Annotated in this window: 14 protein-coding genes; 5 read left to right on the forward strand and 9 right to left on the reverse strand. The window is 69.2% G+C overall.

Annotated elements, in window-relative coordinates:
* Position 1: 1 nt before the first annotated feature.
* Positions 2-2,704 (reverse strand): TIR domain-containing protein, encoded by a 2,703-nt coding sequence (locus AOM45_RS05590; RefSeq protein ID WP_030473541.1) that lies wholly within the window; start codon positions 2,702-2,704, stop codon positions 2-4.
* A 240-nt stretch (positions 2,705-2,944) separates the two neighbouring features.
* On the opposite strand from AOM45_RS05590, the gene AOM45_RS05595 reads away from it, so the two are divergent.
* Positions 2,945-4,153, forward strand: coding sequence for a hypothetical protein (locus AOM45_RS05595; protein WP_030473540.1), 1,209 nt, complete (start codon positions 2,945-2,947; stop codon positions 4,151-4,153).
* A 9-nt stretch (positions 4,154-4,162) separates the two neighbouring features.
* Positions 4,163-5,044: a glycosyltransferase gene (locus AOM45_RS05600; protein ID WP_030473539.1), complete on the forward strand. Its 882-nt coding sequence runs from the start codon at positions 4,163-4,165 to the stop codon at positions 5,042-5,044.
* 42 nt (positions 5,045-5,086) lie between these two features.
* On the opposite strand, the gene AOM45_RS05605 is transcribed toward AOM45_RS05600, so the two are convergent.
* From AOM45_RS05605 to AOM45_RS05630, 6 genes are all read right to left on the reverse strand, one after another.
* On the reverse strand, positions 5,087-6,106 hold the full coding sequence (locus tag AOM45_RS05605; RefSeq protein ID WP_030473538.1) for a PQQ-dependent sugar dehydrogenase: 1,020 nt from the start codon (positions 6,104-6,106) through the stop codon (positions 5,087-5,089).
* Between the two features lie 121 nt (positions 6,107-6,227).
* Positions 6,228-7,751 (reverse strand): non-reducing end alpha-L-arabinofuranosidase family hydrolase, encoded by a 1,524-nt coding sequence (locus AOM45_RS05610; RefSeq protein WP_081902789.1) that lies wholly within the window; start codon positions 7,749-7,751, stop codon positions 6,228-6,230.
* 345 nt (positions 7,752-8,096) lie between these two features.
* Positions 8,097-10,268, reverse strand: coding sequence for an autotransporter-associated beta strand repeat-containing protein (locus AOM45_RS05615; RefSeq protein ID WP_236703166.1), 2,172 nt, complete (start codon positions 10,266-10,268; stop codon positions 8,097-8,099).
* Between the two features lie 1,060 nt (positions 10,269-11,328).
* The gene (locus AOM45_RS05620) at positions 11,329-12,525 is read right to left on the reverse strand and encodes an HNH endonuclease signature motif containing protein (RefSeq protein WP_156249714.1); all 1,197 of its coding nucleotides are present in this window, start codon (positions 12,523-12,525) and stop codon (positions 11,329-11,331) included.
* Between the two features lie 489 nt (positions 12,526-13,014).
* Positions 13,015-13,575, reverse strand: a complete 561-nt coding sequence (locus AOM45_RS05625; RefSeq protein WP_030470703.1) for an ester cyclase — start codon at positions 13,573-13,575, stop codon at positions 13,015-13,017.
* A gap of 15 nt (positions 13,576-13,590) precedes the next feature.
* Positions 13,591-14,697, reverse strand: a complete 1,107-nt coding sequence (locus AOM45_RS05630) for an MBL fold metallo-hydrolase (RefSeq protein WP_201779894.1) — start codon at positions 14,695-14,697, stop codon at positions 13,591-13,593.
* Between the two features lie 70 nt (positions 14,698-14,767).
* On the opposite strand from AOM45_RS05630, the gene AOM45_RS05635 reads away from it, so the two are divergent.
* Positions 14,768-15,439, forward strand: a complete 672-nt coding sequence (locus tag AOM45_RS05635) for a TetR/AcrR family transcriptional regulator (protein ID WP_156094149.1) — start codon at positions 14,768-14,770, stop codon at positions 15,437-15,439.
* A 69-nt stretch (positions 15,440-15,508) separates the two neighbouring features.
* Here AOM45_RS05635 and AOM45_RS05640 read toward each other — a convergent pair whose 3' ends face one another.
* Together AOM45_RS05640 and xynA are read right to left on the reverse strand one after the other, a co-directional pair.
* Positions 15,509-15,760, reverse strand: coding sequence for a hypothetical protein (locus tag AOM45_RS05640; protein WP_030470700.1), 252 nt, complete (start codon positions 15,758-15,760; stop codon positions 15,509-15,511).
* Positions 15,761-15,770: 10 nt separating this feature from the next.
* Positions 15,771-16,466 (reverse strand): endo-1,4-beta-xylanase XynA, encoded by a 696-nt coding sequence (xynA, locus tag AOM45_RS05645; RefSeq protein ID WP_030470699.1) that lies wholly within the window; start codon positions 16,464-16,466, stop codon positions 15,771-15,773.
* 509 nt (positions 16,467-16,975) lie between these two features.
* Here xynA and AOM45_RS05650 point away from each other — a divergent pair.
* Positions 16,976-21,334, forward strand: a complete 4,359-nt coding sequence (locus tag AOM45_RS05650; protein WP_372497379.1) for a HAMP domain-containing hybrid sensor histidine kinase/response regulator — start codon at positions 16,976-16,978, stop codon at positions 21,332-21,334.
* Positions 21,331-23,619 (forward strand): SpoIIE family protein phosphatase, encoded by a 2,289-nt coding sequence (locus tag AOM45_RS05655; RefSeq protein WP_051784233.1) that lies wholly within the window; start codon positions 21,331-21,333, stop codon positions 23,617-23,619. Before AOM45_RS05650 ends, AOM45_RS05655 begins: the two co-directional genes overlap by 4 nt.
* Positions 23,620-23,650 lie beyond the last annotated feature (31 nt).

A 23,650-nucleotide genomic window follows, 5' to 3' on the forward strand; every position in this document is an offset into this window, starting at 1 on the left:
GTCAGGTCCTGCACGCGGCCGGCCGGTCGGCGGCGCCGATCAGCGCGGCCCACTCGGCGTCCGAGAACGGCCTGCCGGCGACGCGGCACAACCGATCACGCCACGACGCGACGGACGTGTCGAACACGGCGACCCTGCCGGAGGTGTCCCCTGCCGCCAGTCGGCCACCATCCGGTGCGAAACCGAGGGCAGTGACCGTGTCGAGGTTGGCCTGCAACGTGCCGATCGGTTGCCGCGACGGCAGGTCGTACAGGGTGACGTCCGGTGTGTTGGCGAGGCCCGTCGCGAGGAACCGTCCGTCCGGGCTGACCGCGATCGCCTCGATGCTCTTGTCGCTCACCACCAGCGGTTCGGACCTGGTGCGCGCCACGGCGTCCCACATCAGCACCGTGCCGTCGCCACGGCCGATCGCGAGGTTCGCGGTGCCTGGCTGGAAAGTGACGACCGGGCTGTTCAGACCGATGATGCCTCGTTCGACGCCTTCGACGGTCTCGATCCTGGTGGGTCCGGCCAGCTCCCAGACGTCGACGCGGTCCGGCGAGCGCCCGACAGCGGCGAACCTGCCGTCCGAGCTGATCGCGGCGGACGTCACCTCCGCCGGGTCACCGGCCAGGTCGCTGCTCGACCAGCCGTTGTCCCCGCGGCGCCAGAGCAGTGTCCTGCCCTTGGGGTCACCGGTGATCGCGACGTCGCCCGAGGCCGCGACCACCGCCTGCGGGCCGACGTCGCCGACGCGTTCCTCGGTGCCGCCGTCGACGGGCTGCCGCACCAACGCGTTGTCCCGCAGGAAGAAGGCCTGGCCGGTGGTGAGGGCGGAGCCGATGATCTCGGTGACACCGAGACGCAGACCGGCGGTGGTCAGGGACCGGGCCGTGCCGTCACGCAGGTCGTGCAACCGGGTCGTGCCCGCGCCGTCCGAGCTGAGCAGCCGGGTGCCGGTCACGTCGAAGCCCACCGACGACACGCGGCCGCGGCCGGTGCGCAGCCGGGGTGCCTCGGCGAACGGTCCGTTGTCCATGTCGTCGTGGATGCTGATGTCGCGCACGATCAGCCGCCCGGTCTGGTCGACGCTGGCGGCGAGCTCACCCGCCGCGTCGACGGCGACGGCCGTGACGAAGCCGACGTGTCCCGGCACCGCGGTGACCCGGTACGACGAGCCGAAGGTCTTGGTCACCTCGTAGAGGCCGACCCGGCCGCCCTCCTCACCGGTGACGATCTTGCTGCCGTCACGGCTGAACCGCGCCGTGATCGTGGTCCCGCCCATGCGCGGCAGTTTCACCACGGCGCCGGTGGTGAGGTCCGTCAGCGCGAGGTGGCCGTCGGCGGACCGGATGTCGGCCACGACGCGGCTCAGGTCCGGGCTCACCGCGACGCCGCTGGTGTAACCGGAACCCAGCGGCACGGGCTCGCGCGCGGGCTCGCCACCGGGCAGGCGGAACGTCGACAGCACGCGGTCCGCGACGACGGCGACTCCGGCCCGGTCGGCGCTGAAGGTGACGACGGCCGGTTGTTCGGTCATCGCCGGCAGTGTCGCGACGCGCGTGTGGTCGCGGCGCCAGATCGTCAGCACGTTGTCCTGGTCCGCCACCGCGACGAGCTCACCGGACGGATCGAGGAACGGCACACCCTCGGCCGGGCGCCACTCCTGCGCCTGGTCGGTCCGGAGGTTCCAGGTGGTGACCGACCCGGACGCGGCGGCGACCACCACCTCGTCGTCGGACGGCAGCGCGATCGCCCGAACGTCCGGGATGTCCCGGGTCTTCACCTCCCGCAGCGACCTCTCGGCCGTCCACACCCGCACCCGTTTCCCGGTCGACGCGGCGACGGTCCGGCCGGACGGGCTGAGCGCGACGGCGTCCAGCCGCACGTCGGGATCCGGGCGGGCGGTGCCGACGACGAGCGGATCCTGTTGCAGCGCCAGCAGAAGTGCCTGCCTGCTGCCGACCGAGTCCTCGAGCAGCGAGGACTGCACGGCGGCGAGCATGCCGAGATCGATGTCGCTGCGCAGCAGCTGACGCGACTGCGCGGCCAGGTAGCGCGCCGTCGACCGGGTCGCCTGTTCGCGCGCCTCGCGGGCGTTGGACACCGCGATCAGGCCCGCCGCCACCGCCGCCACGAGCAGCACGGCGAGCCCGGCCACCGCACCCCGCGTCAGCCGCAGGGACCGGCGCTGCACGAGCCGGTCCTCGTCGTCCAGCTCGTCGACGGTCTTGCCGCGGATCGGCGCGACCAGCCGTGCGATGTTCCGGCGGAACACGGGATCCGCCAGCGTCGCGCGCCCGGCTTCCCGCACGTCCACGACGAGCGGTTCGACCGGGAACGCCTCGGCCAGCGCGGGCAACGCGGCGTCGGACACCTCCGGATCGAACCGCCCGGTGTCGCGGTCCCACACCAGCGTGCCGTCGGCCAGCACCACGTACACGGGCCTTCGTGGCTCCTGTGCGAGGAAGTGCGTGATCTCGTCGCCCACGTACGCCGAGCGGCTCGCCGCCGGTGAGGCGATGACGATCAGGTGCGCCGACGCGTCGAGCGCGGCCGCGATGTCCGGCCACAACCCGGGTGTCGCGGCGAGATCGGTGTCGTCGCGGAAGATCCGCAGCGTCGACCTGCGCCGGCGAGGGGTGCCGAGCCTGCGCATCGCGCGCCGGATCGCGGCGGCGAGGTGTTTGTCCTTGTGCGAGTAGGAAAGGAAGGCGTCGTACACGTCTACTCCTCGCACGTGGGTCAGACCTCGGACGTACCGAGATCATCGGGAACGCGGCCGGGCCGTTAGCGCCGGACACCCGAACGGCGCAGCCGGGAACCGCTCCCCTGGGCGTCTTCGTGAATCCCCTGTTCAGCGGTGCCGGACATGGGGACGGCGGGCATAGACATGACTCGTCCACGGCAACGGGGAGGTGCCGGCGGTGTTGCTCGTCGACGTGGCCCAGCGGGTCGGCGCGTCGTGACCGTCCGCGTGGTGCTCCTGCTGCTCGCCGTCGCCGCCGGGCTGGCCGTGACGATGGTCCTGTTCTACTCGGCGATCGTCACCTTCATGCGGGTGTGGCGGCGGGCGCAGGCGAAGGGGTACACCGGCCCTGTCACGCCCGCGATCCTCATGACAACCGCGTTCACCGTTCCACTGGGCACAATGCTCCTCGGCGCCTTTCTGGTCCGTGCCAGCGCCGAGGCCGGGGCGTTCACAGGTCTCGCGTTCGGCATCGTGGCCGTGTTGGCGGGGCTCGCCCTGGCCGTTCACCTGCTGCCCGCACGGCCGGTGCGGGCAGGCAGGAGACGGCGGCCGCGAACACCGTTCCGGGTGTTGAGCAATCTGGCGACGGTGACACCGCTGCTGGTGATCGCGGTGCTGCTGCTCAACGGCAAACCCGCGACGGTCGGCATCCAGTTGCTGCTGCCCATGGCGATGCTGTCGATCCTGTCCGAGACCGCCGCGCGGCGAGCGGACCGCCTCGACGCGCTGCCACCGGCCGACCCGCGCCCGTCCGTGGTGTGGATCCGCGGTTTCGGCAACGAACGCCGTCTGTTCGGCTTCCGGCGACGCGACAAACAGGAGACCCGCGAGCGCCCGGAGCTCAGGAAGATCTTCAGCCGCCGCCCGGATCCGGTGTCGTTCGAGGAGTACTTCGCACCGGCGATCGCCGCGGAGATCGGCCGCGGGTACGGCCTGGGCAACCCGCGCGACTACCTCCCGCCCGACGGCATCGACCGCCACTACGCCACCGACGACTCGTGGCGCGAGCAGTTCGCGGACCTGATCGCCGGAGCCAGGTGCGTGGTCATGGCACCGGGTGACTGGCCGGAACTGCGGTTCGAGTTCCGGGTGATCAGGGAGCTGGGGGCGCACCGCAGGCTGTTCGTGTTCACGCCGCCGGCGCGCAAAGCTCGCCAGATCCGCCGGGCCAACCTCATGAAGGGGTTCCGGCACGAGGACTGGGACGACTTCGCGACGGCGCTGGATGATGAACCCGGTTACCTGCTCGGGCCGGATCCGGGGCCTGGAGCCGTGGTGACGTTCGAGGAAGACGGGCGGGCCGTGGTGCTGGCGCGTGGTGTCGAGGAACCCGCCGGCTACGTGGCCGCCGTGCTCAGCCACCTCGGCGAGGTCGAACACTCAGAAGACACCGACCGACGTTCCACAGTGGACGATCGTTAGCCTGGACCCGTGAAGGTGACCGCTCTCGTCACGGCGTACCACCCGGACGACCGCCTCGCGGCCGTGGTCGAGGCCGCCCTGCTGACGTGCTCCGGCGTGATCGTCTCGGACAACACCCCTGCGAGTTCGGCTTCGGCCGCCGAGAAGCTCGACGACCCGAGGGTCACCGTGCTGCGGACGGGCTTCAACCGCGGCCTGGCCGCGGCGTTGAACTCGGCGGCCGACGAGCTGCCCGCCGACACGGACGTGGTGCTGTTGCTCGACCAGGACTCGGTGCTGCCACCGGACCTCGTGCCCGCGCTGACCACACATCTCGCCGACGCGTCGATCGGTGTGGTCGCACCGAATCCGTGGGACGCCGCCCACAGCGGGTCCTACGAGAAGATCGTGCGAGCGGCGGGGCCTGCCCTCGTGGACAGGTACGGCGTGATGACGTCCGGGATGCTGGTGCGGCGCAACTGTTTGCGGGCTGTCGGCCGGTTCCGCGAGGACTTCTTCGTCGACTGGGTCGACTTCGACTTCTGCCTGCGGGTGCGCGACAACGGTTTCCGGGTCGTGCAGGACACCACGGTCCTGCTGCCGCACTCGTTGGGAGACCGGCGCGAGCACCGGGTCGGTCCGTTGCGGACACACGTGTTGCACTACCCGGTTTGGCGGCACTACTGGATTGCGCGCAACAGCACCGTTCTTGCGCGCGAGCGCCGCGCGAACGACTGGCGCTGGTCACTCGGCGCCGTGCGGTACCTGGTGCGGTGGACGGCCAAGACCGCGCTGTTCGAGCCGCAGCGCTGGAGTTGCCTCAAGGCGTTGCTCGCAGGACTCCGCGACGGGATTTCCGGCCGCGACCGGCAGACGTACGTGCCGGCTGGCGCCCGGTACCCCGCTTCCTGACGGACCTCCGCCCCGGCGTCGAGGCGGAGGTCGTCACGCAGGTCAGCCCGTCGTGCTGACGACGCGGTCGTCACCGGGGCGCGCGGTGGCGCGGCCGTCGCGGTTCGACGTCGAGAACCACAACGTGCCGTCCGGAGACGAAGCCGCCGCCCGCACACGGCCGTACACGCCCTGGAACAGCGCCTGCGGCTGCCCGACGGTGCCGTTGGAGGCGACCGGGATCTTCCACAACCGCTGCCCGCGCAACGCCGCCATGTACAGGTTGCCCCGGTGGAAGGCGAGGCCGCTGGGTGACGCCGTCGCGTTGGACCAGGTCAGCGCCGGATCGACGAACCTCGGGTCGTTGCAGGCGCCTTCGCACGTCGGCCAGCCGTAGTTGCCACCGGCCTGGATGCGGTTGAGCTCGTCGAGGCGGCTCTGGCCCAGCTCGGCCGCGAACATCCGGCCGCCGCCGTCCCAGGCCAGGCCCTGCACGTTGCGGTGGCCCAGGCTGTAGACCAGGGACCCGGACGGGTTGCCCGGCGCGGGCGCGCCGGTCGTCGTCATGCGCAGCACCTTGCCGCCCAGCGAAGCGGGGTTCTGCGCGTTGGCGGTGTTGCCCGCGTCGCCGGTGCCCGCGTAGAGCAGGCCGTCCGGGCCGAACGACAGCGCGCCGCCGTTGTGGATCGACGTGCCGCGCGGGATGCCGGTCACGATCGGCACCGGTGTCTCACCGAGGCGGAACCTGGCGATCCGATTGTCCGAAGTGGACGTGTAGTAGACGAACACGTACCTGTCGGTGGCGTAGCTCGGCGACACCGCGATGCCGAGCAGGCCGCCCTCCCCCTGCGCCGAGACGCCGGGGATCTGGGCCACCTCGCGCGTGGTGCCGCCGCTGACCGACAGCACGCGAGCGCTGCCGCGCTCGGTCACCAGCGCGGTGGAGTCCGGCAGGAAGTCGATGTCCCAGGGGACGACCAGGTTCGTCGCCATGTCACGTTCGACGGCGGCGGCTGTGCCCGGCGTCAACGCCAGGCCCGTGACCACCGCCGTTGCGAGCAGAAGAGTTTCACGAAATCCCATGCATGCCTCCTTGACCTCGTCGGGTCCCGTGGCGGCGGCAGCGCGAGAACTCGGTCCGTGTGAGCACTGCGAGTGCGGGTCCGGCACCCTCGGCTGAGGGTGCCGGACCCGCGTCAGGCGATCATCGTTGCAGGGTCAGCACACCCGGCCGGTACGGCAGCAGACCGTAGTCGCCACCGGAGTTGGGGTTGCGGCCCTGGTAGAGCAGCTGCAGGTTGCAGGGGTCGATCGTCTTGGTCTGGTCGGGGTTCGTGCGGATGATGTCACCGTGGCTGATGTCGTTGGTCCACGTGGCACCGCTGTTGGCCTTGCCCGCGAACGGGTTGCTCTCGGTGGCGGCCTGCGGGGTCCACGAACCGTTGAGGCTGCTGGACGTGAACGAGCGGAAGAAGCGCCCGTTGCGGCCCATGGCCTCGACGATCATGAGGTACTGGTTCTGCCCCTGGACCTTGTACACCTCGACGGCCTCGAACAGGTTGGCCTGCGTGTCGCTCATGATCGTCGTGTACGACGAGCCGAAGTTCCCGGGGAAGTTCCCGATCGGCATGCTGGCGCGGTAGATCTTGCCGTTGTCACCGGCGAAGAACAGGTACATGTTCTGGCTGTCGCCGATGAGCGTCTGGTCGATCGGGCCCGTGCCGGAGTCGGGGAGACTGCCGGTGAAGAGCGTCTGCTGCGCCGACCACCCGTTGGCGTTGGTCGGGTCGGTCGACGTCCGGTAGCTGAACGCGGTGCCGCCCCACTGGTAGGTGAGCACCCAGATGTTCTTCGGCGCGAAGTAGAACAACGTGGGCGCGACGGTGCCGCTGTTCATCGCGTTCTGCGGGGCCGAGGCCATGTCGGACCAGTTCGTGAAGGTCCCGAAGTTCATCGAGCCCCACCGCGTGCCGGTGTCGTGCGTCGTCGCGTAGACCAGGTGCTTGCCGTTGTACATGACGTGGGTGAAGTCCTTGAGCGACACCCATCCCTGCTTCGGCTGCGCCAGCGGGCCGGTGGACGACCAGCGGTAGGTCGACGGCAGCGAACACGTGCCGGGCGGGGTGGTCGTCGTCGTGGTGGGACCCGTCCCGCCGTCGACGCGCACGAGCTGCCACTGCTGGTTGGTGCCACCGTGGTCGCTGTACTGGACGATGTTGCCACCGTCGGCGGTGGAGGCCCCCTGGACCTCGACGGCCTTGTTGCTGTTGCGGTTGATCAGGCGCGCGTAGCCGCCGTCGGAGTCGGCGAGGCGGAACTGCTGGTTGGTGCCGCCGTTGTCGCTCCACTGGACGATGCTGCCGCCGTCGGCGGTGGAGCGCTGGTAGACGTCGAGGACCTTGCTCGACAGCCGTGACTTCAGCCGGTAGTAGCCGCCGCCGGAGTCGACGAACTGCCACTGCTGCTGGTTGCCGTCGTTGCGGGCCCACTGGGTGATGCGCGCGCCGTCGGTCGTGACGGAGTTGTAGACGTCCAAGGCCTTGCCGCTGTTGCGGTTGACCAGCACGTACCAGGCGCTCGTGTCGACGGTCGCCGCCGACACGGGCGCCGCGCTGAACGCCGTCACCAGCCCGCCGAGCAGCACGGCGACGGCGGCGGCGAGACCCGCTGCGCGACGTCTGCGGCCTCGCGGCACCGAGACGGGCGGATGGTGGCCTGATCCGGACATGGGCGTGCTCCTCATCGTCGAGGTCGGGCAAGTTCGCGGCACGGGGCAACGTTCGAACGACCGCTTGCGCCGAGTGGTCTTCGCGCGCCCTTCTGAACGAAAAGCGATTACCGCTTCAAACTGTGGAGGATCATCTCCGGACGGTCAAGATGCGGCAAAGACCCACGGCGCGAATTGTCGAAAAAGCTAAAACTGCCGCGAATTCTTTAGCTCGAACGAGGAGCCGGTCCTACAGCCACGACCAGCGCAGACTTGCGCAAAAGGCACTCGCGCACCGCTAATTCCGATCACACTCGGCCGCGCCGACGCATTTCCCCGTTCGACAACTCAGTCGAATTCGACGAATCAGTCGGCGACCAGATCACGTTCGCGCCGCGATCGCCAGAGGAACCACAGGACGGCGATCAGCAGCACGAGCGCGCCGGCCACCGCGAACCACCACCACGACCCGGACCCGGACGTCGTCGCGGCCCGCGCCACGTCGCCGGACCTGCTCGTGCCGGAACCATCCGTCAGGGCGACGTCGTTGCCGTCACCACCGCGGTAGGTGATCCGGAACGCGCCCACCGCGGCACCCTCGGGCAGGCCGTCGAAGGTGCCGTTCACCTGCGCGGTGCCCTGGTTGTCGATGATCACGCCGGAGCCCTCCGCTTCCAGCGTGCCCGCGAGCGTCACCGCGCCGGTGACGTTCATCCGGCTGCCGGTCAGGCGCGCACCGGGCCGTTGGGTGTAGGCACCGCGCACGGTCAGGCCGGCGGCGGTGACCGTTCCGGCGTTGTCGACGTCGCCTTCGACCGTGCCCGAGGCACGCAGCGGGGCCGCGGGTTCGACGGTGAGCTGCTTCGCCTGCACCAACCCGGTCAGGGTGAGCGTTTCGGCCCCGGTCTTGGTGACGCTGCCGGCGGTCATGGTGCCGCCGAACGTCGTCGCGGCCGTGGCGTGGACGGTCACGGCACCGGCGGCCTTCACCGTGCTGCCCTCGGCGCCGGAGAGGTTGTTGAGCGTCTGGTCCCCGGCGAGGTCCAGGGTCGTTCCGGACGCGGGCAGGTCGACGGAGGTGCTCGCGGCGAGGGTGCCGCCCGTGAGCGCGAGGGTGCCCGCCTTCACCGTGGTCTTGCCCTGGTAGGTGAGGTCGCCGGTCAGGGTGGTGGTGGCCGGGCCCGCCTGGGTCAGCGAACCCTTGCCGCTGATCCGGCCGAGCTGAAGGCCCTTGGCGGAGTTCTGGAGGATCAGCTCGCCGTTGTCGACGATCTTGCCGGTGCTCAGCAGTGCGCTGTCGCCCTGCGGGCTGCCGTCGCCCAGCCGCAGCGACGCGCCCTCGCCGATCGTGGTGTTGCCGTCGTAGTTCTGCGGTGCGGTGAAGGTGACCGCGTTGCCGCGGGTCGCCGCGATGACGACGTCGCCTCGGCCGACCTCCGCCATCGTGTCGTGGTACTTGCCGCCGGAGATGGGCGCGTCGAGGGTGACCGGCCCGTTGTAGTCGAACGTCAGCACGCTGCGGGTGCCGTTCCGCTCGGCGTGCATGTTGATGTAGACGGTGTTCTCGTTGCCGGGCAGGAAGAAGCGGTTGTGCGTGCCGTCGCCCCACGTCACCGTTGCACCTTCGATGTTGATGCCGCGCTTGTTGTCGCGGTGCGGCACGGTGGCGAAGTTGCGGGAGGGGTCGCTGAGCGCGGGATCGGTGTCCGACCCGTTGTCGGACCAGCTGTAGACACCCGACATCCGCACGACGCCGGAGCCCCAGGTGTGGAAGTTGATGTCGTTGCCGTAGTACTGCGAGTAGATGTCAGCGGCGTCGGTGACGACCTCGGCGTCCGGGGCGTTGTGGATGAACGAGCCCTGGTTCACGACCTTGCGCACCGTCGGCATGGAGGTGAGGTAGTGCAGGCTGCCGTAGTCCGCGCCGGTGCCGACGTAGAGCGTGCCCGTGAACGGGTGCGTGCCCGGCAGGTCGATGCCGGGCCACGTGCCCCTGCGTTGCTTGACGAGGCCCGAGCCGCTGATGACGCCGAGGTTCAGCCGGCTGTGCACTGCGAGGTCCAGGGCGCCGTCGACCTGGTGGTTGAGCGCGTTCAGCGACACCTCGGGCGCCTTGGTGAAGTGCGCGATGACGCCGTCGCCACCTGATCCGCTGCCGTACTGGAGGGTCGCGCCGCGCTGCACGACGACGGCGGGCGGGTCGGGGTTCTCGATCGTGGTCACCGGGTGGTTGCCGCCGACGGTGCGGATCTTCTGCCGCTGGCGGTCCTTCGGCAGGGTGAAGTCGCTGTTCTTCACCAGCACCAGGGTGCCGGTTCCACCGACGGTGAAGACCCCTTCGCCGGAGAGCACGCCCGTGTAGGTGGTGACGCCACCGGTGAGGCGCACGACGGTGTCCCCGCTCAACGTGATGTTCTTGTTGGCGCGCACGTCGGCGGTGACGTCCCTGCCACCGGGTTGTGCGACCGCGCCCGGTGCGCCGAGGGCCGCGAGGAGGAGCGCGATCGCCGCCGCCGAACCGCCAGGCTGTACACGCACGAGGTCGACTCCACGATGTTAGCGATCACATTTTGGGCGCGCCAAGTGTTCGTGGCCGATGCACCGGTGTCAACAGGACGGTCTCAGCCGGACGGTGAACTCGCCCCTGCCGCCCGGTTGGCCGTCGCGGTGGCCGACCACAGTGGACAGGGGGTTTCACCGGGCCCGACCTGGGCGGCCGGACTGCCCGCGGCGAGCCGGGGTGGAGGCGTTCTGGGCGCAGGTCAGGGGTTCCGTGCCTCGGGAACATCTATGAGGTGTCGCCACCGGAACTGGTGCCCGAAACCGGCCCCTGGGCCGGCGTCGCCGATCGACGCGCACGGAGACGCACCAGTCTGTTCGTCGGGGTACTCCGATCGGGATGCCGTCGTCGGCGACAGCTCGCGCGGAGGGGGGCTTCGCCGTTTCCACGTAAGTCGTGTGGGTCGAGTTCCAGCGAGGTGGTCACCTTTTGCTGGCGTGGCCGCCTTGTGTTGGTGGTCGCTTTGGGTCGTATGACGAGCCGGGTCATTTCATCGCCGCTTCGCGACGATTGCGATTGAGGCTTGACTCCGGGGCCCTTGCGAGGCGCACATCGGCCTTGAAAAGCCGGGCATAAGGAGCCCGGCCGATCCAACCAGCATAGCACCTCGCACCCAAAGTCAAGCCCCAATCGCACGCGTGCGTGGTCGCGTTTGTTGTTCGGCTCACCTCATTACCGCTTGCCTGCGTTCGCATTGCCCTGTCCGGCTCGGCTTCGCCGTCGTGGCGTTGACAGGGGAGGTTCGGCTTGCCATTGCCATTGTGGCTTGCCTTCGGCTTCGTGAGATTGGCTGTACTGCGGCCTTGCGGAGACAGTCCCGCGTGACGAGAGAAACGCAAGGGAGGAGGAAAATGTCGAGAGAGAAATAGCTAACCGTTGCAGCCGTTGGTCAGCAGCGCCGGCGAGGCGCCTGGCCGTGCCCTGGACACCATTCATCAGCCTGCCTCGCCGTGGTCAGGACGGCCTTCATCGACACCGCCTCCCCCGAAGCCAGGCGGCCTTCATCAACACCGCTTCGCTGTGGTTAGGCGGTGTTGATCAGGTTCCGTCTCGGACTTCGTTGCGGGTCGAGCCCGGGTCGAGCCAGGCCGGTGCGTAGAACGTCGGGATGCCGGTGACCAGCTTGACGTCCCACTCGCTCTGGTGGATCAGCGTGTGGTGGTGGCGGCAGAGCAGCACAGCGTTGTCGACAGAGGTGTCGCCGCCGTTGGCCCAGTGGCGGATGTGGTGGGCGTCGCACTGTCTGGGCGGTCTGCCACAGCCGGGGAAGGCGCAGCCGCGATCCCTGGTGACCAGGGTCCTGCGGATCGCGGCAGGGAAGGTGCGGGTCTTGCGGCCGACGTTGAGCGGCTGGCCCGCTCCGCCCAGGACCATCGGGATGATGCCCGCGTTGCACGCCAGCTCACGCACCTGCTCGACCGGGACGCGGTCGCCGTTGTCCAGCGTGGCGTGGCCGACCTGGTTGGCCAGGTCCTCGTAGGGCATGGTCAGGGTCAAGGTGACTGGTTCGCCGCCGTGTTCGGGCAGTTGGTCGGCGCGCAGCATCAGGTCGACCAGCTCGGCCAGGGCGTCGCCCTCGCGTTCCTCGCGGGAGCGCAGGTCCGGGCCCTCGTCGGCGGTGGTCGGGCGGGGCTTGGCCAGCGGGTCGAGCAGCGCCTCGTACTTCGCGCCGCTCACCTTGTCCAGCTTCGCGCGGATCTCCAGCCGCCCGTTCTTCCACTGCATCAAGTGCTGATTGCCCGGCGGCGGCGCAGGCTCGGGGTCGCGCGGCTCCGGGTCGTCCTGGAAGAGGCTGTAGGCGAGTTTCGCACCCAGGGTGCGGACCGTGTGGGGCTCGAAGTCACGGGCATAGCCCACCACCCTGGCCTCGTGCTCGGCGGGCACGGTCTTCATGATCTCGGCGACCACCGCGACGTGGTCAATCGACAACGCGCCCTCGGCCACCGCCTCCGCCGTCAGCGGAAGCACCGGAGCCAGTTCACTGCCGGTCGGCGTGATCTCATTGGCCAAAAGCGCGGCATTGTCGATCCAGCGCTTGGCGGTGCGGAGATCCCAGCGGACCGCGTGTCGCAACACCTGCGGCAAATCCTTGTAACCCAGCTCGCTCGCGGCTCCACGCCGTTCGAGTTCCGCGATTTCCTGCATCATCTCGTGTTCGCGCACCCGAATTTCCGTCACCTTGCTGACGATGCTGCTCAGCAGCTCGTCGGTGGAAAGGAGTCGGGTTTCGATCACGTGTTCCAATCTACCGCAAGATCACAACATTAAAGCACGTCAGAGCACACACAATCGGGTGAACCAACCAGCCGGGCAACGTGCTCCGCGAAGTGGAGCCGAATCGGGCAATCCGAACGCGGGCAAGCGGTAATGAGGTGAGCCGAACAACCCAACGCAACCACGCACGATTGCGATTGGGGCTTGACTTTGGGAGCGAGGTGCTAGCCTTTTCGGATCGGGCGGGTGCGAAGCATCCGACCTTTTCCGCCCGACACAGCGCCTCGCAAGGGCCCCGAAGTCAAGCCCCAATCGCAATCGTCGCGAAGCGGCGATGAAATGACCCGGCTCGTCATACAACCCAAAGCGACCACCAATACAAGGCGACACCACCAGCAAAGGCGACCACCCCCGCTGGAACCCGCGCCGAACCACGAAAACCAACCCGCGCAACATGATCACTCCGGAATGCAGCACCGAGGTGGAACCGGCGGGCGCGAGAACGGACACCTACGGACCCAGGTCGGCCGCAACGGTGTCAGTCAGGCGCGGGTCCGGCTCACCACCGGACATGGCGAGCGTCCCGGCGACGACGCGGCCGAGCTTGAGCAGGTCCGCGGGGTTCTTCTTGTCCAGCCCGGCGAGCAGTTGCCTGAGGATGGTGAGCTGGTCGAAGTAGATGCGTTCGGTGACGAGGTTCTCGTTGGCGTCGAAGAGGAAGTACGCGGTCATGCGCGTGCGGTGCTTCGAACCGGTCGGCGGGATCTTGCCGAGCGGCCCGTTGTGGGTTCCCGTCAACCAGAACTCGACGATCACGGCGTCGTGCGCGTGCCGCAGCGCGATGATCTCGTGGTTCTGGTCGGGGAACGCCACGCGCGTGTCGTGGTAGTACTCGCGGACCTCGCCGTCGCCGTCGTGGACGGTCATCTGCGCGATGAGCTCGTAGTGCGGGTGCGGGAACGTCGAGAGCGTGGCGTCCCAGTCCTGGCGGACCTCGTCGTGGAAGTGGTCCAGGACGAGCTTCTCGCGTGCGCGCAGGACTTCTTCGGGCGGCAGGGTGAAGCGGGACATGGTGGTGCTCCTGGGTCAGCCGTGGGTGAGGTGGCGGTGGGCGAAGGTGGGCCTGGTGCCGGGGTTCGTCCACGCGCCGGTGAGCTCGCTGGACGGGAAGAACTGCAGGAACCGGGAATCGGCCTGGCTGCGGTCGGCCAGGGTCTTCTCGAGGATGATCGAGTTGTACTGGTCGGCGGTCGTCTCGATCGTGTTGGCGTTGAGCACGACCTCCTGCTGCCACGACCGCGTCCACTTCTCGAGGCCCGGCAGCTTCGAGTGTTCCGGGGTCAGCGCTTCGGCCGCGATGACGTTCTCGCTGCTGACCCAGATGCCGGTCGAGGTGTTGAGGACCAGGCTCTGGTTGCCGAACACGTGTCCCGGCGTCTTCACGACGGCCACGCCGGGCCCGAGCACCACCGAGCCCTCGATCGGCAGGAACGCCTCGGGCGGGACGTCGCGGTAGGCGGCGGGCTGGTACCAGGGCCGCTGCAACGGGTGCAGCTCGGCCATCGCGGCGAGCTCGTCGCGCTGCACGATCACCTTGGCGTTGGGGAAGGCCGCGCGCGGGTGGTCGTTCAGGTCGCGCTGGTGCGCGGTGGTGCCGATCCAGCGCCGCAGGTCCTGGGTGTGCAGGTGGTCGAACATCAGGTAGTCGACCTCTTCCGGCTTGATGCCCAGCCGCGCCAGGTGGCCGAGCACCGTGCCGTGCACGCGCACCACCTGCCGTTCGACCAGGGCCGGCGTCTTCTGCGAGAGGCTGTCGAAGTACGGCGTGTACCGCCCGAGCTCGTGGTCGGACGGCTCGAACAGCAGCACCCGCTCCCTGCCGTTCTCGGTCCACCGGATCACCAGCATCCGGTTCGTGATCGACAGGAACGGCGCCAACGCCCGTGACGCCCGGAACAGCCCGAACCGCGTCGGGTACGGCAACGTCACCAGGTCGCAGGTGACCACGCTGTCCGGTGTGCCGGTCGACGGGAACTCGCGGCGAAACGCCTCCCCCTGCGCGCGGATCAGGCGCAGTCGTGCCCCGGGACTGCCCTCGACCTGGGCCAGCGTGTCGATCCGGGTGCCGACGGCCGGCAGGTCCGCGACCTGCGCCGAACCCCACGGGAAGCGCATCACGACCCCTTTGTCCACGGTGTGGGTTTACCCGGACGCTATACCCACACCGTGGATTTCAACAAGACCCTGGGGCACGATGAACGCCATGAGCACCAGCACCGCGCGCCGGGGACGTCCGCCCAAGGGCGAGAGCCGGCTCTCCCGCGAGGCGATCGTCGAAGCCACCCTGCGCGTGATCGACACCGACGGCGTCGGCGCGGTGAGCATGCGTGCTGTCGGGCGCGTCCTCGGGGTCGACGCCAAGAGCCTCTACAACCACGTCGACGGCAAGGACGGCCTGCTCGACGCGGTCGCCGAGCACATCCTGGGGACCATCGAGCTGCCCGAACGCACCGGTGACCTGCGGACCGATCTGCGGGCGATCGCCCACGCGTTCCGCGACCGGGCACTGACCCACGCCGAGGCGGCGGCGCTCGTGCTCACCCGCCAGCTCGCGTCCTTCGAGGCGCTCGCCCCGATCGAGGCGGTCCTGACCGTCCTGCGCGCGGCCGGCTGCCCCGCGGAGGAGGCCGTCCACCTCCTCCGGACGCTCGTCGCCACCCTCATCGGCTCGCTGCTGCGGGAGATCAACGCCGGTCCGACCTACGGCACGACCGACATCGAGGGAATCGCGCGGCGCCAAGCGGTTCTGGAGGGCAGCGGTCTGCCCGCGATCGTCGGCGCCGCACCGCACCTGGCGCGGTTCGACCCCGGTGCCGAGTACGACTTCACGGTCGAGTTCGCCCTCGACGCGCTGGCCGCCCGGCTCGGCCGCTGATCGTTCGGAGACGCGGAACCAACGGGGGTGTGCGGGCCCCGGCCTTTCGGGGCCCGCACGTCGCGGACGCTAAAGCGCCGCCCTTCGGCACGCCTCTTCGGCGATCGCGTCAGGCATCCCGGCGATTCGCAGTGATCCCAGGCAGAGAACCCGATTGCCCCGTGCGCCGTCAGCGCATCCGATGTCCACGATCTTGCCGCTGTAGCCCTGACTGGCCGCGTAGAACGTGCACCCGAACTGGTCGGCCGTCGCCACTGCCGTCGTGGACACCGACAACCCGGCGCTGACGACAACGGCTACGACAAATCGGCGAAGAAGCATGGCCCGATTCTCACCTCACCGTGATGTTGGAATTTCCGCTGCTCCGGTATCCCTCGGTCGCGAGGATCATGTAGTAGCTGAAGTTCCCCAGCCGCATTCCGGCGCGGTTCCACGCGTCGAAGTGGTTGCCGGTGGTGATGGAACCGCCGGTTTTCTTCTGCTGACGGACGCTCCAGAACTGCGGGAAGGTCTTGTTGCCTTCGACGGACGGCGCGTTGTAGCGCATCGTCTGATAGATGTCGTACGTGCCGCCGTCACTGGTGACCGTGCCCTTGTAGGTGCCGGTGGGCCGGTAGGTGCCCCAGTTGTCGACGATGTAGTACTCGACGAGCGGGTTCGACGTCCATCCGTAGAGCGTCAGATACGCGTTGCCGGACGGGTTGAAGCTGCCCGAATAGTTCACGGTCCGCCGTGAACCGTTGCTCCAGCCCTTGCCGCCGACGAAATTGCCGACGTTGCTCCAGGACGTGCTGTAGTTGCCGCCGGACCCGAAGTCCATGCAGACCCTGCCGCCGCCGTCGGTCCAGAACGAGTAGTAGTAACCACCGTTGTTGCCGGTCTGGCTCGAACAGGTGGCCGTGATACCCACATCAGCGCTGGCGACGGCCGGGAGGAGCGCCAGCACCAGTGCGGTGCAGGCGCCGTGAACGAGCAATGCGAAACGGCCGCGAGTGCGGCCGCGCGGTCGAACAATTGTTTCAGCCATGTGCGGGACTCCTCGACAATGAGGTTGACACGGCGACGGGCGAGCGCGAAACCGACACTAGCAGTGCCGAGCCGATTCCACAGAGTTGCCGACGGTTTCGATAAAAGTTTCGAAAAACAGCCGGGTATCGATTTTCGAAACTTTCGAATGCTGCCGAGGAGTGCAGCGGCACTTCGGCGAACGGACTGACGGATTGAACCGTTCGCCCGAACCGCGACGCGCGTTGCCCGCCTTCCGGACGCGTAAGATCACGCGGGTTCGTCGGGACGCGCTTGAGCAGCCAGGTGTCTCCCTCCACCTGGTTCAGCCCTGCCGTGGAGGCAGCATCAAATGGTGAGCAAGATCGTGCAACCAGATCGTCCACAAGACGGTGCACGGAAAGCAGTCGATCTACCTGAGCTCCGGCAGCTGCTCGCAGGCCTCACGGCGGTGCGCGACGGGGACTTCGGGATCAGGCTGCCGGACGACTCGGACGGGTTGCTCGGGAGATCGCCACCGTCTTCAACGGCATGGTGGACCAGCTGTCGCAGTTCACCTCCGAGGTCACCCGCGTCGCCCGCGAGGTCGGCACGGACGGCCGGCTCGGCGGTCAGGCCGAGGTTCCGGGGGTGTCGGGCACCTGGAAGGACCTCACCGACTCGGTGAACGCCATGGCCGGCAACCTCACCAGCCAGGTCCGCGACATCGCCCAGGTCGCCACCGCGGTCGCGCGCGGCGACCTGAGCCAGAAGATCGACGTGGACGCGCGCGGCGAGATCCTCGAACTCAAGAACACCGTCAACACCATGGTCGACCAGCTGTCGAGCTTCGCCGACGAGGTCACCCGCGTCGCGCGCGAGGTGGGCAGCGAGGGCCGGCTCGGCGGTCAGGCGGACGTGCAGGGCGTGTCCGGCACGTGGCGCGACCTCACCGACTCCGTGAACTTCATGGCCGGCAACCTGACCGACCAGGTCCGCAACATCGCCCAGGTGACCACGGCGGTCGCGCGCGGCGACCTGTCCCAGAAGATCACCGTCACCGCCAGGGGCGAGATCCTGGAGCTGAAGAACACCATCAACACGATGGTCGACCAGCTCTCGTCGTTCGCCGACGAGGTCACCCGCGTCTCACGCGAGGTCGGCACCGACGGCATCCTCGGCGGTCAGGCCGACGTCAAGGGCGTCTCCGGCACCTGGCGCGACCTCACCGACTCGGTGAACTTCATGGCGGGCAACCTGACCGCGCAGGTGCGGTCCATCGCGCAGGTCGCCACGGCGGTCGCGCGCGGCGACCTGTCCCAGAAGATCACGGTCACGGCGCGCGGCGAGATCCTGGAGCTCAAGGACACCATCAACACGATGGTCGACCAGCTCTCGTCGTTCGCGGACGAGGTCACCCGCGTCTCGCGCGAGGTCGGCACGGACGGCCGCCTCGGCGGTCAGGCGGACGTGAAGGGCGTCTCCGGCACGTGGAAGGACCTCACGGAGTCGGTCAACGTCATGGCGGACAACCTCACCGCGCAGGTGCGGTCGATCGCGCAGGTGACGACCGCGGTGGCGCGAGGTGATCTGAGCCAGAAGATCCGCGTCGACGCGCGCGGCGAGATCCTGGAGCTCAAGGAGACCATCAACACGATGGTCGACCAGCTGTCCGGTTTCGCCGACGAGGTCACGCGCGTGTCCCGCGAGGTCGGCACCGAGGGCAACCTGGGCGGGCAGGCCACGGTGCGCGGTGTCTCGGGCACCTGGAAGGACCTGACCGACAACGTCAACCTGATGGCGTCGAACCTGACGAACCAGGTGCGGTCCATCGCGCAGGTCGCCACGGCGATCGCCCGCGGTGACCTGAGCCAGAAGATCACCGTCGAGGCCAAGGGCGAGGTCGCCGCGCTGGCCGGCGTGATCAACACGATGGTCGACACCCTGTCCGCGTTCGCCGACGAGGTCACCCGCGTGGCGCGCGAGGTCGGCACGGAGGGCATGCTCGGCGGTCAGGCGCGGGTGCCGAACGTGGCGGGCACCTGGAAGGACCTCACCGACAACGTCAACTTCATGGCGAACAACCTGACCAACCAGGTGCGCAACATCGCCCAGGTCACCACCGCCGTCGCGCAGGGCGACCTGACGAAGAAGATCGACGTCGACGCGCGCGGCGAGATCCTCGAACTGAAGACGACGATCAACACGATGGTCGACCAGCTCTCCAGCTTCGCCGCCGAGGTCACCCGCGTCGCCCTCGAGGTCGGCAGCGAGGGCAGGCTCGGCGGTCAGGCCGAGGTCGAGGGCGTGTCCGGCACGTGGAAGCGCCTCACCGAGAACGTGAACGAGCTGGCCGAGAACCTCACCCGGCAGGTGCGAGCGATCGCCGAGGTGACGAGCGCGGTCGCCGAGGGCGACCTGACCCGGTCGATCACGGTCGAGGCCTCGGGCGAGGTCGCCGAGCTCAAGGACAACATCAACTCGATGGTGGGCTCGCTGCGCGACTCCACCAAGGCGAACCAGGACCAGGACTGGCTGAAGTCCAACCTGGCCCGCATCTCCGGTCTCATGCAGGGCCGCCGGGACCTGGCCGTGGTCGCCGAACTGATCATGGACGAGCTGACGCCGCTGGTGTCTGCCCAGTTCGGCGCGTTCTACCTCGCCGACGCCGACGACGCCGGCAACCACCACGAGCTGCGGTTGATCAGCTCGTACGGCCACCCCGCCGACGACACCCGGCCCACGCGGTTCCGCTTCGGCCAGTCCCTGGTCGGCCAGGCCGCGCGCAGCCGCCGCACCATCGCGGTGGACGAGATGCCCGCGGACTACATCGCCATCACCTCCGGGCTCGGCCGGACGGCGCCGGTGAACCTGGTCGTGCTGCCGATCGTGGTGGAGGACCAGGTCCTCGGCGTGATCGAGGTGGCGTCGGTGCACCGCTTCACCGACATCCACCGCGACTTCCTCGAGCAGCTGATGGAGACCATCGGCGTCAACGTCAACACCATCATCGCCAACGCCCGCACCGACGAGCTGCTCGTCGAGTCGCAGCGGCTCGCGTCCGAACTGCAGTCGCGCTCGGGCGAACTCCAGGTGCGCCAGGAGGAACTGCAGCGCTCCAACGCCGAACTGGAGGAGAAGGCGGCGCTGCTCGCGACCCAGAACCGCGACATCGAGGCCAAGAACCTGCAGATCGAGCAGGCGCGTCAGGAACTGGAGACCCGCGCGCGGGAGCTCACGCTCGCGTCGAAGTACAAATCGGAGTTCCTGGCCAACATGAGCCACGAGCTGCGCACCCCGCTCAACAGCCTGCTCATCCTCGCGCAGCTGCTGGCGCAGAACCCGAGCCGCAACCTCACGCCGAAGCAGGTGGAGTACGCCGGAATCATCCACTCCGCCGGGTCGGACCTCCTCCAGCTGATCAACGACATCCTCGACCTGTCCAAGGTCGAGGCGGGCAAGATGGACATCACGCCCGAACGCGTGTCGTTGCGGCAGCTGCTGGACTACGTCGAGGTCACCTTCCGGCCCCTCACCTCGCAGAAGGGGCTGGACTTCCAGCTCTCCACGACGCCCGGTGTGCCCGAGGAGCTCGTCACCGACGACACGCGCCTGCAGCAGGTCCTGCGCAACCTGCTGTCCAACGCGGTGAAGTTCACCGAGACCGGCGGCGTGGAGCTGCGCATCGAACCCGCGGACCCCGAACAGCTGCCACCGACCGTGCGGTCGCACGGCCCGGCGATCATGTTCCGGGTCAGCGACACCGGCATCGGCATCGCCGAGCAGCAGCTGGAGTCGATCTTCGGCGCGTTCCAGCAGGCCGACGGCACCACCAGCCGCAAGTACGGCGGCACCGGTCTCGGCCTCTCGATCAGCCGCGAGATCGCCTACCTGCTCGGTGGCTCGATCACCGCGGAGAGCGTGCTCGGCAAGGGCAGCACCTTCACCCTCTACCTCCCGGTCCGCCGCACGGACTACAGCGAGGTGGAGAGGGCAGGCGACGACCAGCAGGCGCCCGCCGCGTCCGTGGAGGCGAGCCCGTCGGCGGAGAACGGGCACAAGCGCCGGCTCCTCGTGGTCGAGGAACGCCCCCAGGGCCTGCTCTCGCTCGTCGCCCAGAGCGCGGTGACCGACCTGTCGGCGAGCAACTACCCCGGTGGCCCGGTCGACGTTGTCACGGCGGTCGGCGAGGAGGAGGCGGCGGCCGCGCTGGCGACCGAGCCGTACCACTGCGTCGTGCTGGAGCTGGACATGCCGGACGGCGCCGCCTTGCGGTTCCTGGAGGCACTCGACGGCGACGCCGCCGCGCGCACGATTCCCGTGCTGGCGCACAACAACCGCAGACTCCCGGACACCTACGAGCTGCAGTTGCAGGCACGGGCCGACTCGCGCCCGCTGGAGCTGCTGTCCAGTTTGGACGAACTGCGCGAGCGGATCGCGTTGCACCTCAACGCCGACGGCCCGGAGGACGTGCTGCCGCTGGTGCGTCCCGAGCAGCCGCGCCAGCAGGTCGAGCCCCCGGCGAGCGGCCGGCTGGCGGGCCGGACCGTGCTGATCGTGGACGACGACGCGCGCAACCTGTACGCGTTGAGCAGCATCCTGGAGCTGCACGGCGTCCGGGTGCTGCACGCGGAGAACGGCAGGGAGGGCATCGAGGCGCTGATCGGTCATCCGGAGATCGACCTGATCCTGATGGACGTGATGATGCCCGAGATGGACGGATACGCCGCCACGGCGGCGATCCGCGCCATGCCGGACCACGCCGAGCTGCCGATCATCGCGGTGACCGCGAAGGCGATGCCCGGTGACCGGGACAAGAGCATCGCCTCCGGTGCCAACGACTACGTCACCAAACCGGTCGACGCCGACCAGCTCGTCTCCTGCGTGCGACGGTGGCTGGGTCCCCGATGACCTCGGACGAGGCGAGGGTCGACCGGCTCGCGGGCACGATCGACCGCCTTCGCCGCGAGATCGACGAGGCACGGGCGGCAGCGGACGGGCGGGCGCTCGTCGAGCTCGCGAAGGGCGTTCTCGTCGAACGGCTGCGCTGCGGGCCCGCGCAGGCGGCGGAGCAGCTCGCCCTGCTGGCCGGCCAGGCGGGAACCACTCAGCTGGAGCTCGCCGTCGACATCATCAACGAGGTGTCCGGCGACGGGCTCACCGAACCGCCGCCGCTGCCCGACCCCGGTGCGGCGGTGCGGTTCCGCACGGCGGAGAGCGCTCTGCTGCACGCGGACGACACCGAGACCGTCGCGAGGTCGCTGCTCGCCCACGCGCTCGCGCCGCTGGGTGCGACCGCGGTGGCGATCTGGTCGGCGGGCAAGGACTCGTCGCTCACCCTGGCCGGGAACGCGGGCTTCACCGAGGGCGAGGCCGGGCGGTGGCGTTACGTGCCACCGGGTGTCGCCACGGCCGCCCGGCGCGCGCTGACCGAACGGGAGACGGTGTGGATCACGAGCCTCGACGAGTCGGGGCTGCCGTCGATCGGCACCGGCCTGCCCGGCCGCGTCGCCGTCCCGGCGGGCACCGGCGGCCGGATCACCGGGGTGCTGGAGATCTGCTGGCCGCAGCCGCTGGAACCGCAACCGCAGAGCGTGCACCGGCAGGTGGAGGCGTTGGCTGAGCTCTGCGCCACCACCCTCGACGGCACGGCGCCGGAGATTCCCGCCGATCACCTGCTGTCGGCGCCGTCCGAACTGACGGACCTCGCGGACGGGCTGCTCGACCCGGCGCTGGTACTCGGCCCCGAGGTCTCACCGGACGGCATGCTCACGGACTTCCGGGTGCACCACGTCAACGCGCGGTTCGTGGACATCGCGGGCAGGCCGCGGGCCGCCGTGGCGGGGAAGTTGTTGCTGGAGGCCTATCCCCTGGCCGCGGCGGAGGGCAACCTGTTCGACAAGATCGAGCACGCCTACGCCACCGGTGAGCCGTACCGCACCGAACGCATGATGCTCGCGGCTCTCGTCGACGAGGTGCCGTTGACGGTGACCGCGAGCGTCAGCGTCACCCGGCACGGCGCGCTGGTGCTGGTCGTGTGGCGGGTGCACGACGAGACCGCGCGCCTCGCGAACCTGCTCCAGCACGCGCAACGGCTCGGTCGCGTCGGCGGGTTCGAGGAGGAGCCGGACACCGGCGGGGTCGTGTGGAACAGCCAGCTGTACGCGTTGTACGGGCTGCCGCCGACCGCGGATCCCGTGCCGCTGGCGAAGATCACGACCTACGCCCATCCCGACGACGTGCCCGCGCTCAACGGCTTCGTGCGCAACGTCCTGCACCACCACCAGCCCGCGTCCGCGGCGTTCCGGCTCCAGCGCGCCGACGGGGTGACGCGGCACGTGCGCGTGATCGCCGAGCCCGTGCTCGACTCGTTCGACGTGCTGATCGCGGTCCGCGGTGCCTACCAGGACGTCTCGGCGCAGCACTGGACCGAGGTCGCGCTGTCCGCGACGCAGGACCAGCTCGCCATCACCGCGCAGGAGGCGGCCGAGCGCAACAAGCTCACGTTGCAGCTGCAGCAGGTCATCATGCCGCCCGCGCACCCCACGATCGACGCGTTCGGGCTGCGCGTCGCCGTCCGGTACCGGCCCGCGGCGCAGGAGGAGCTGGTGGGTGGCGACTGGTACGACGCCGTCGTGCTGCCCAGCAAGCAGATCCTGTTGTCCGTCGGTGACATCACCGGCCACGGCATCGAGGGCGCGACCGGAATGGTGGTGCTGCGCAACGCGTTGCGTGGCCTCGCGGCCACCGGTGCGGGCCCGGGGCAGCTGCTGACGTGGCTGAACCTGGTCGCGCACCACCTCTCCAACAACATCATGGCCACGGCGTTGTGCGGTCTGTACGACCCGATCACCCGCGTGCTGCGCTGGGCCCGCGCCGGTCACCTGCCGCCCGTGCTGATCAGGAACGAGCGGGGAGAACTGCTGCCGATGCTGGGCGGGATCATGCTCGGCGCCCTCGCCGACGTGTCCTACCAGGAGGGTGAGGTTCTGCTCGAACCCGGCGACACGCTGCTGCTCTACACCGACGGCCTGGTCGAACGCCGTGACGTGCCGCTGGACGACTGCCTGGACCGGTTGTGCGAGGTGGTGACCGGCCCGCGCCGGGATCTGGAGGAGCTGCTCGACCACCTGCTCGACACCAGCGAGGCGAACACCGGCGACGACACCTGCATCGTGGGCGTTCAGCTGACGTGACTCAGGGGTCGGCCGAGTGCTGCGGCCGAGC

The sequence above is a fragment of the Lentzea aerocolonigenes genome, assembly GCF_000974445.1.
Classification (GTDB): domain Bacteria; phylum Actinomycetota; class Actinomycetes; order Mycobacteriales; family Pseudonocardiaceae; genus Lentzea; species Lentzea aerocolonigenes.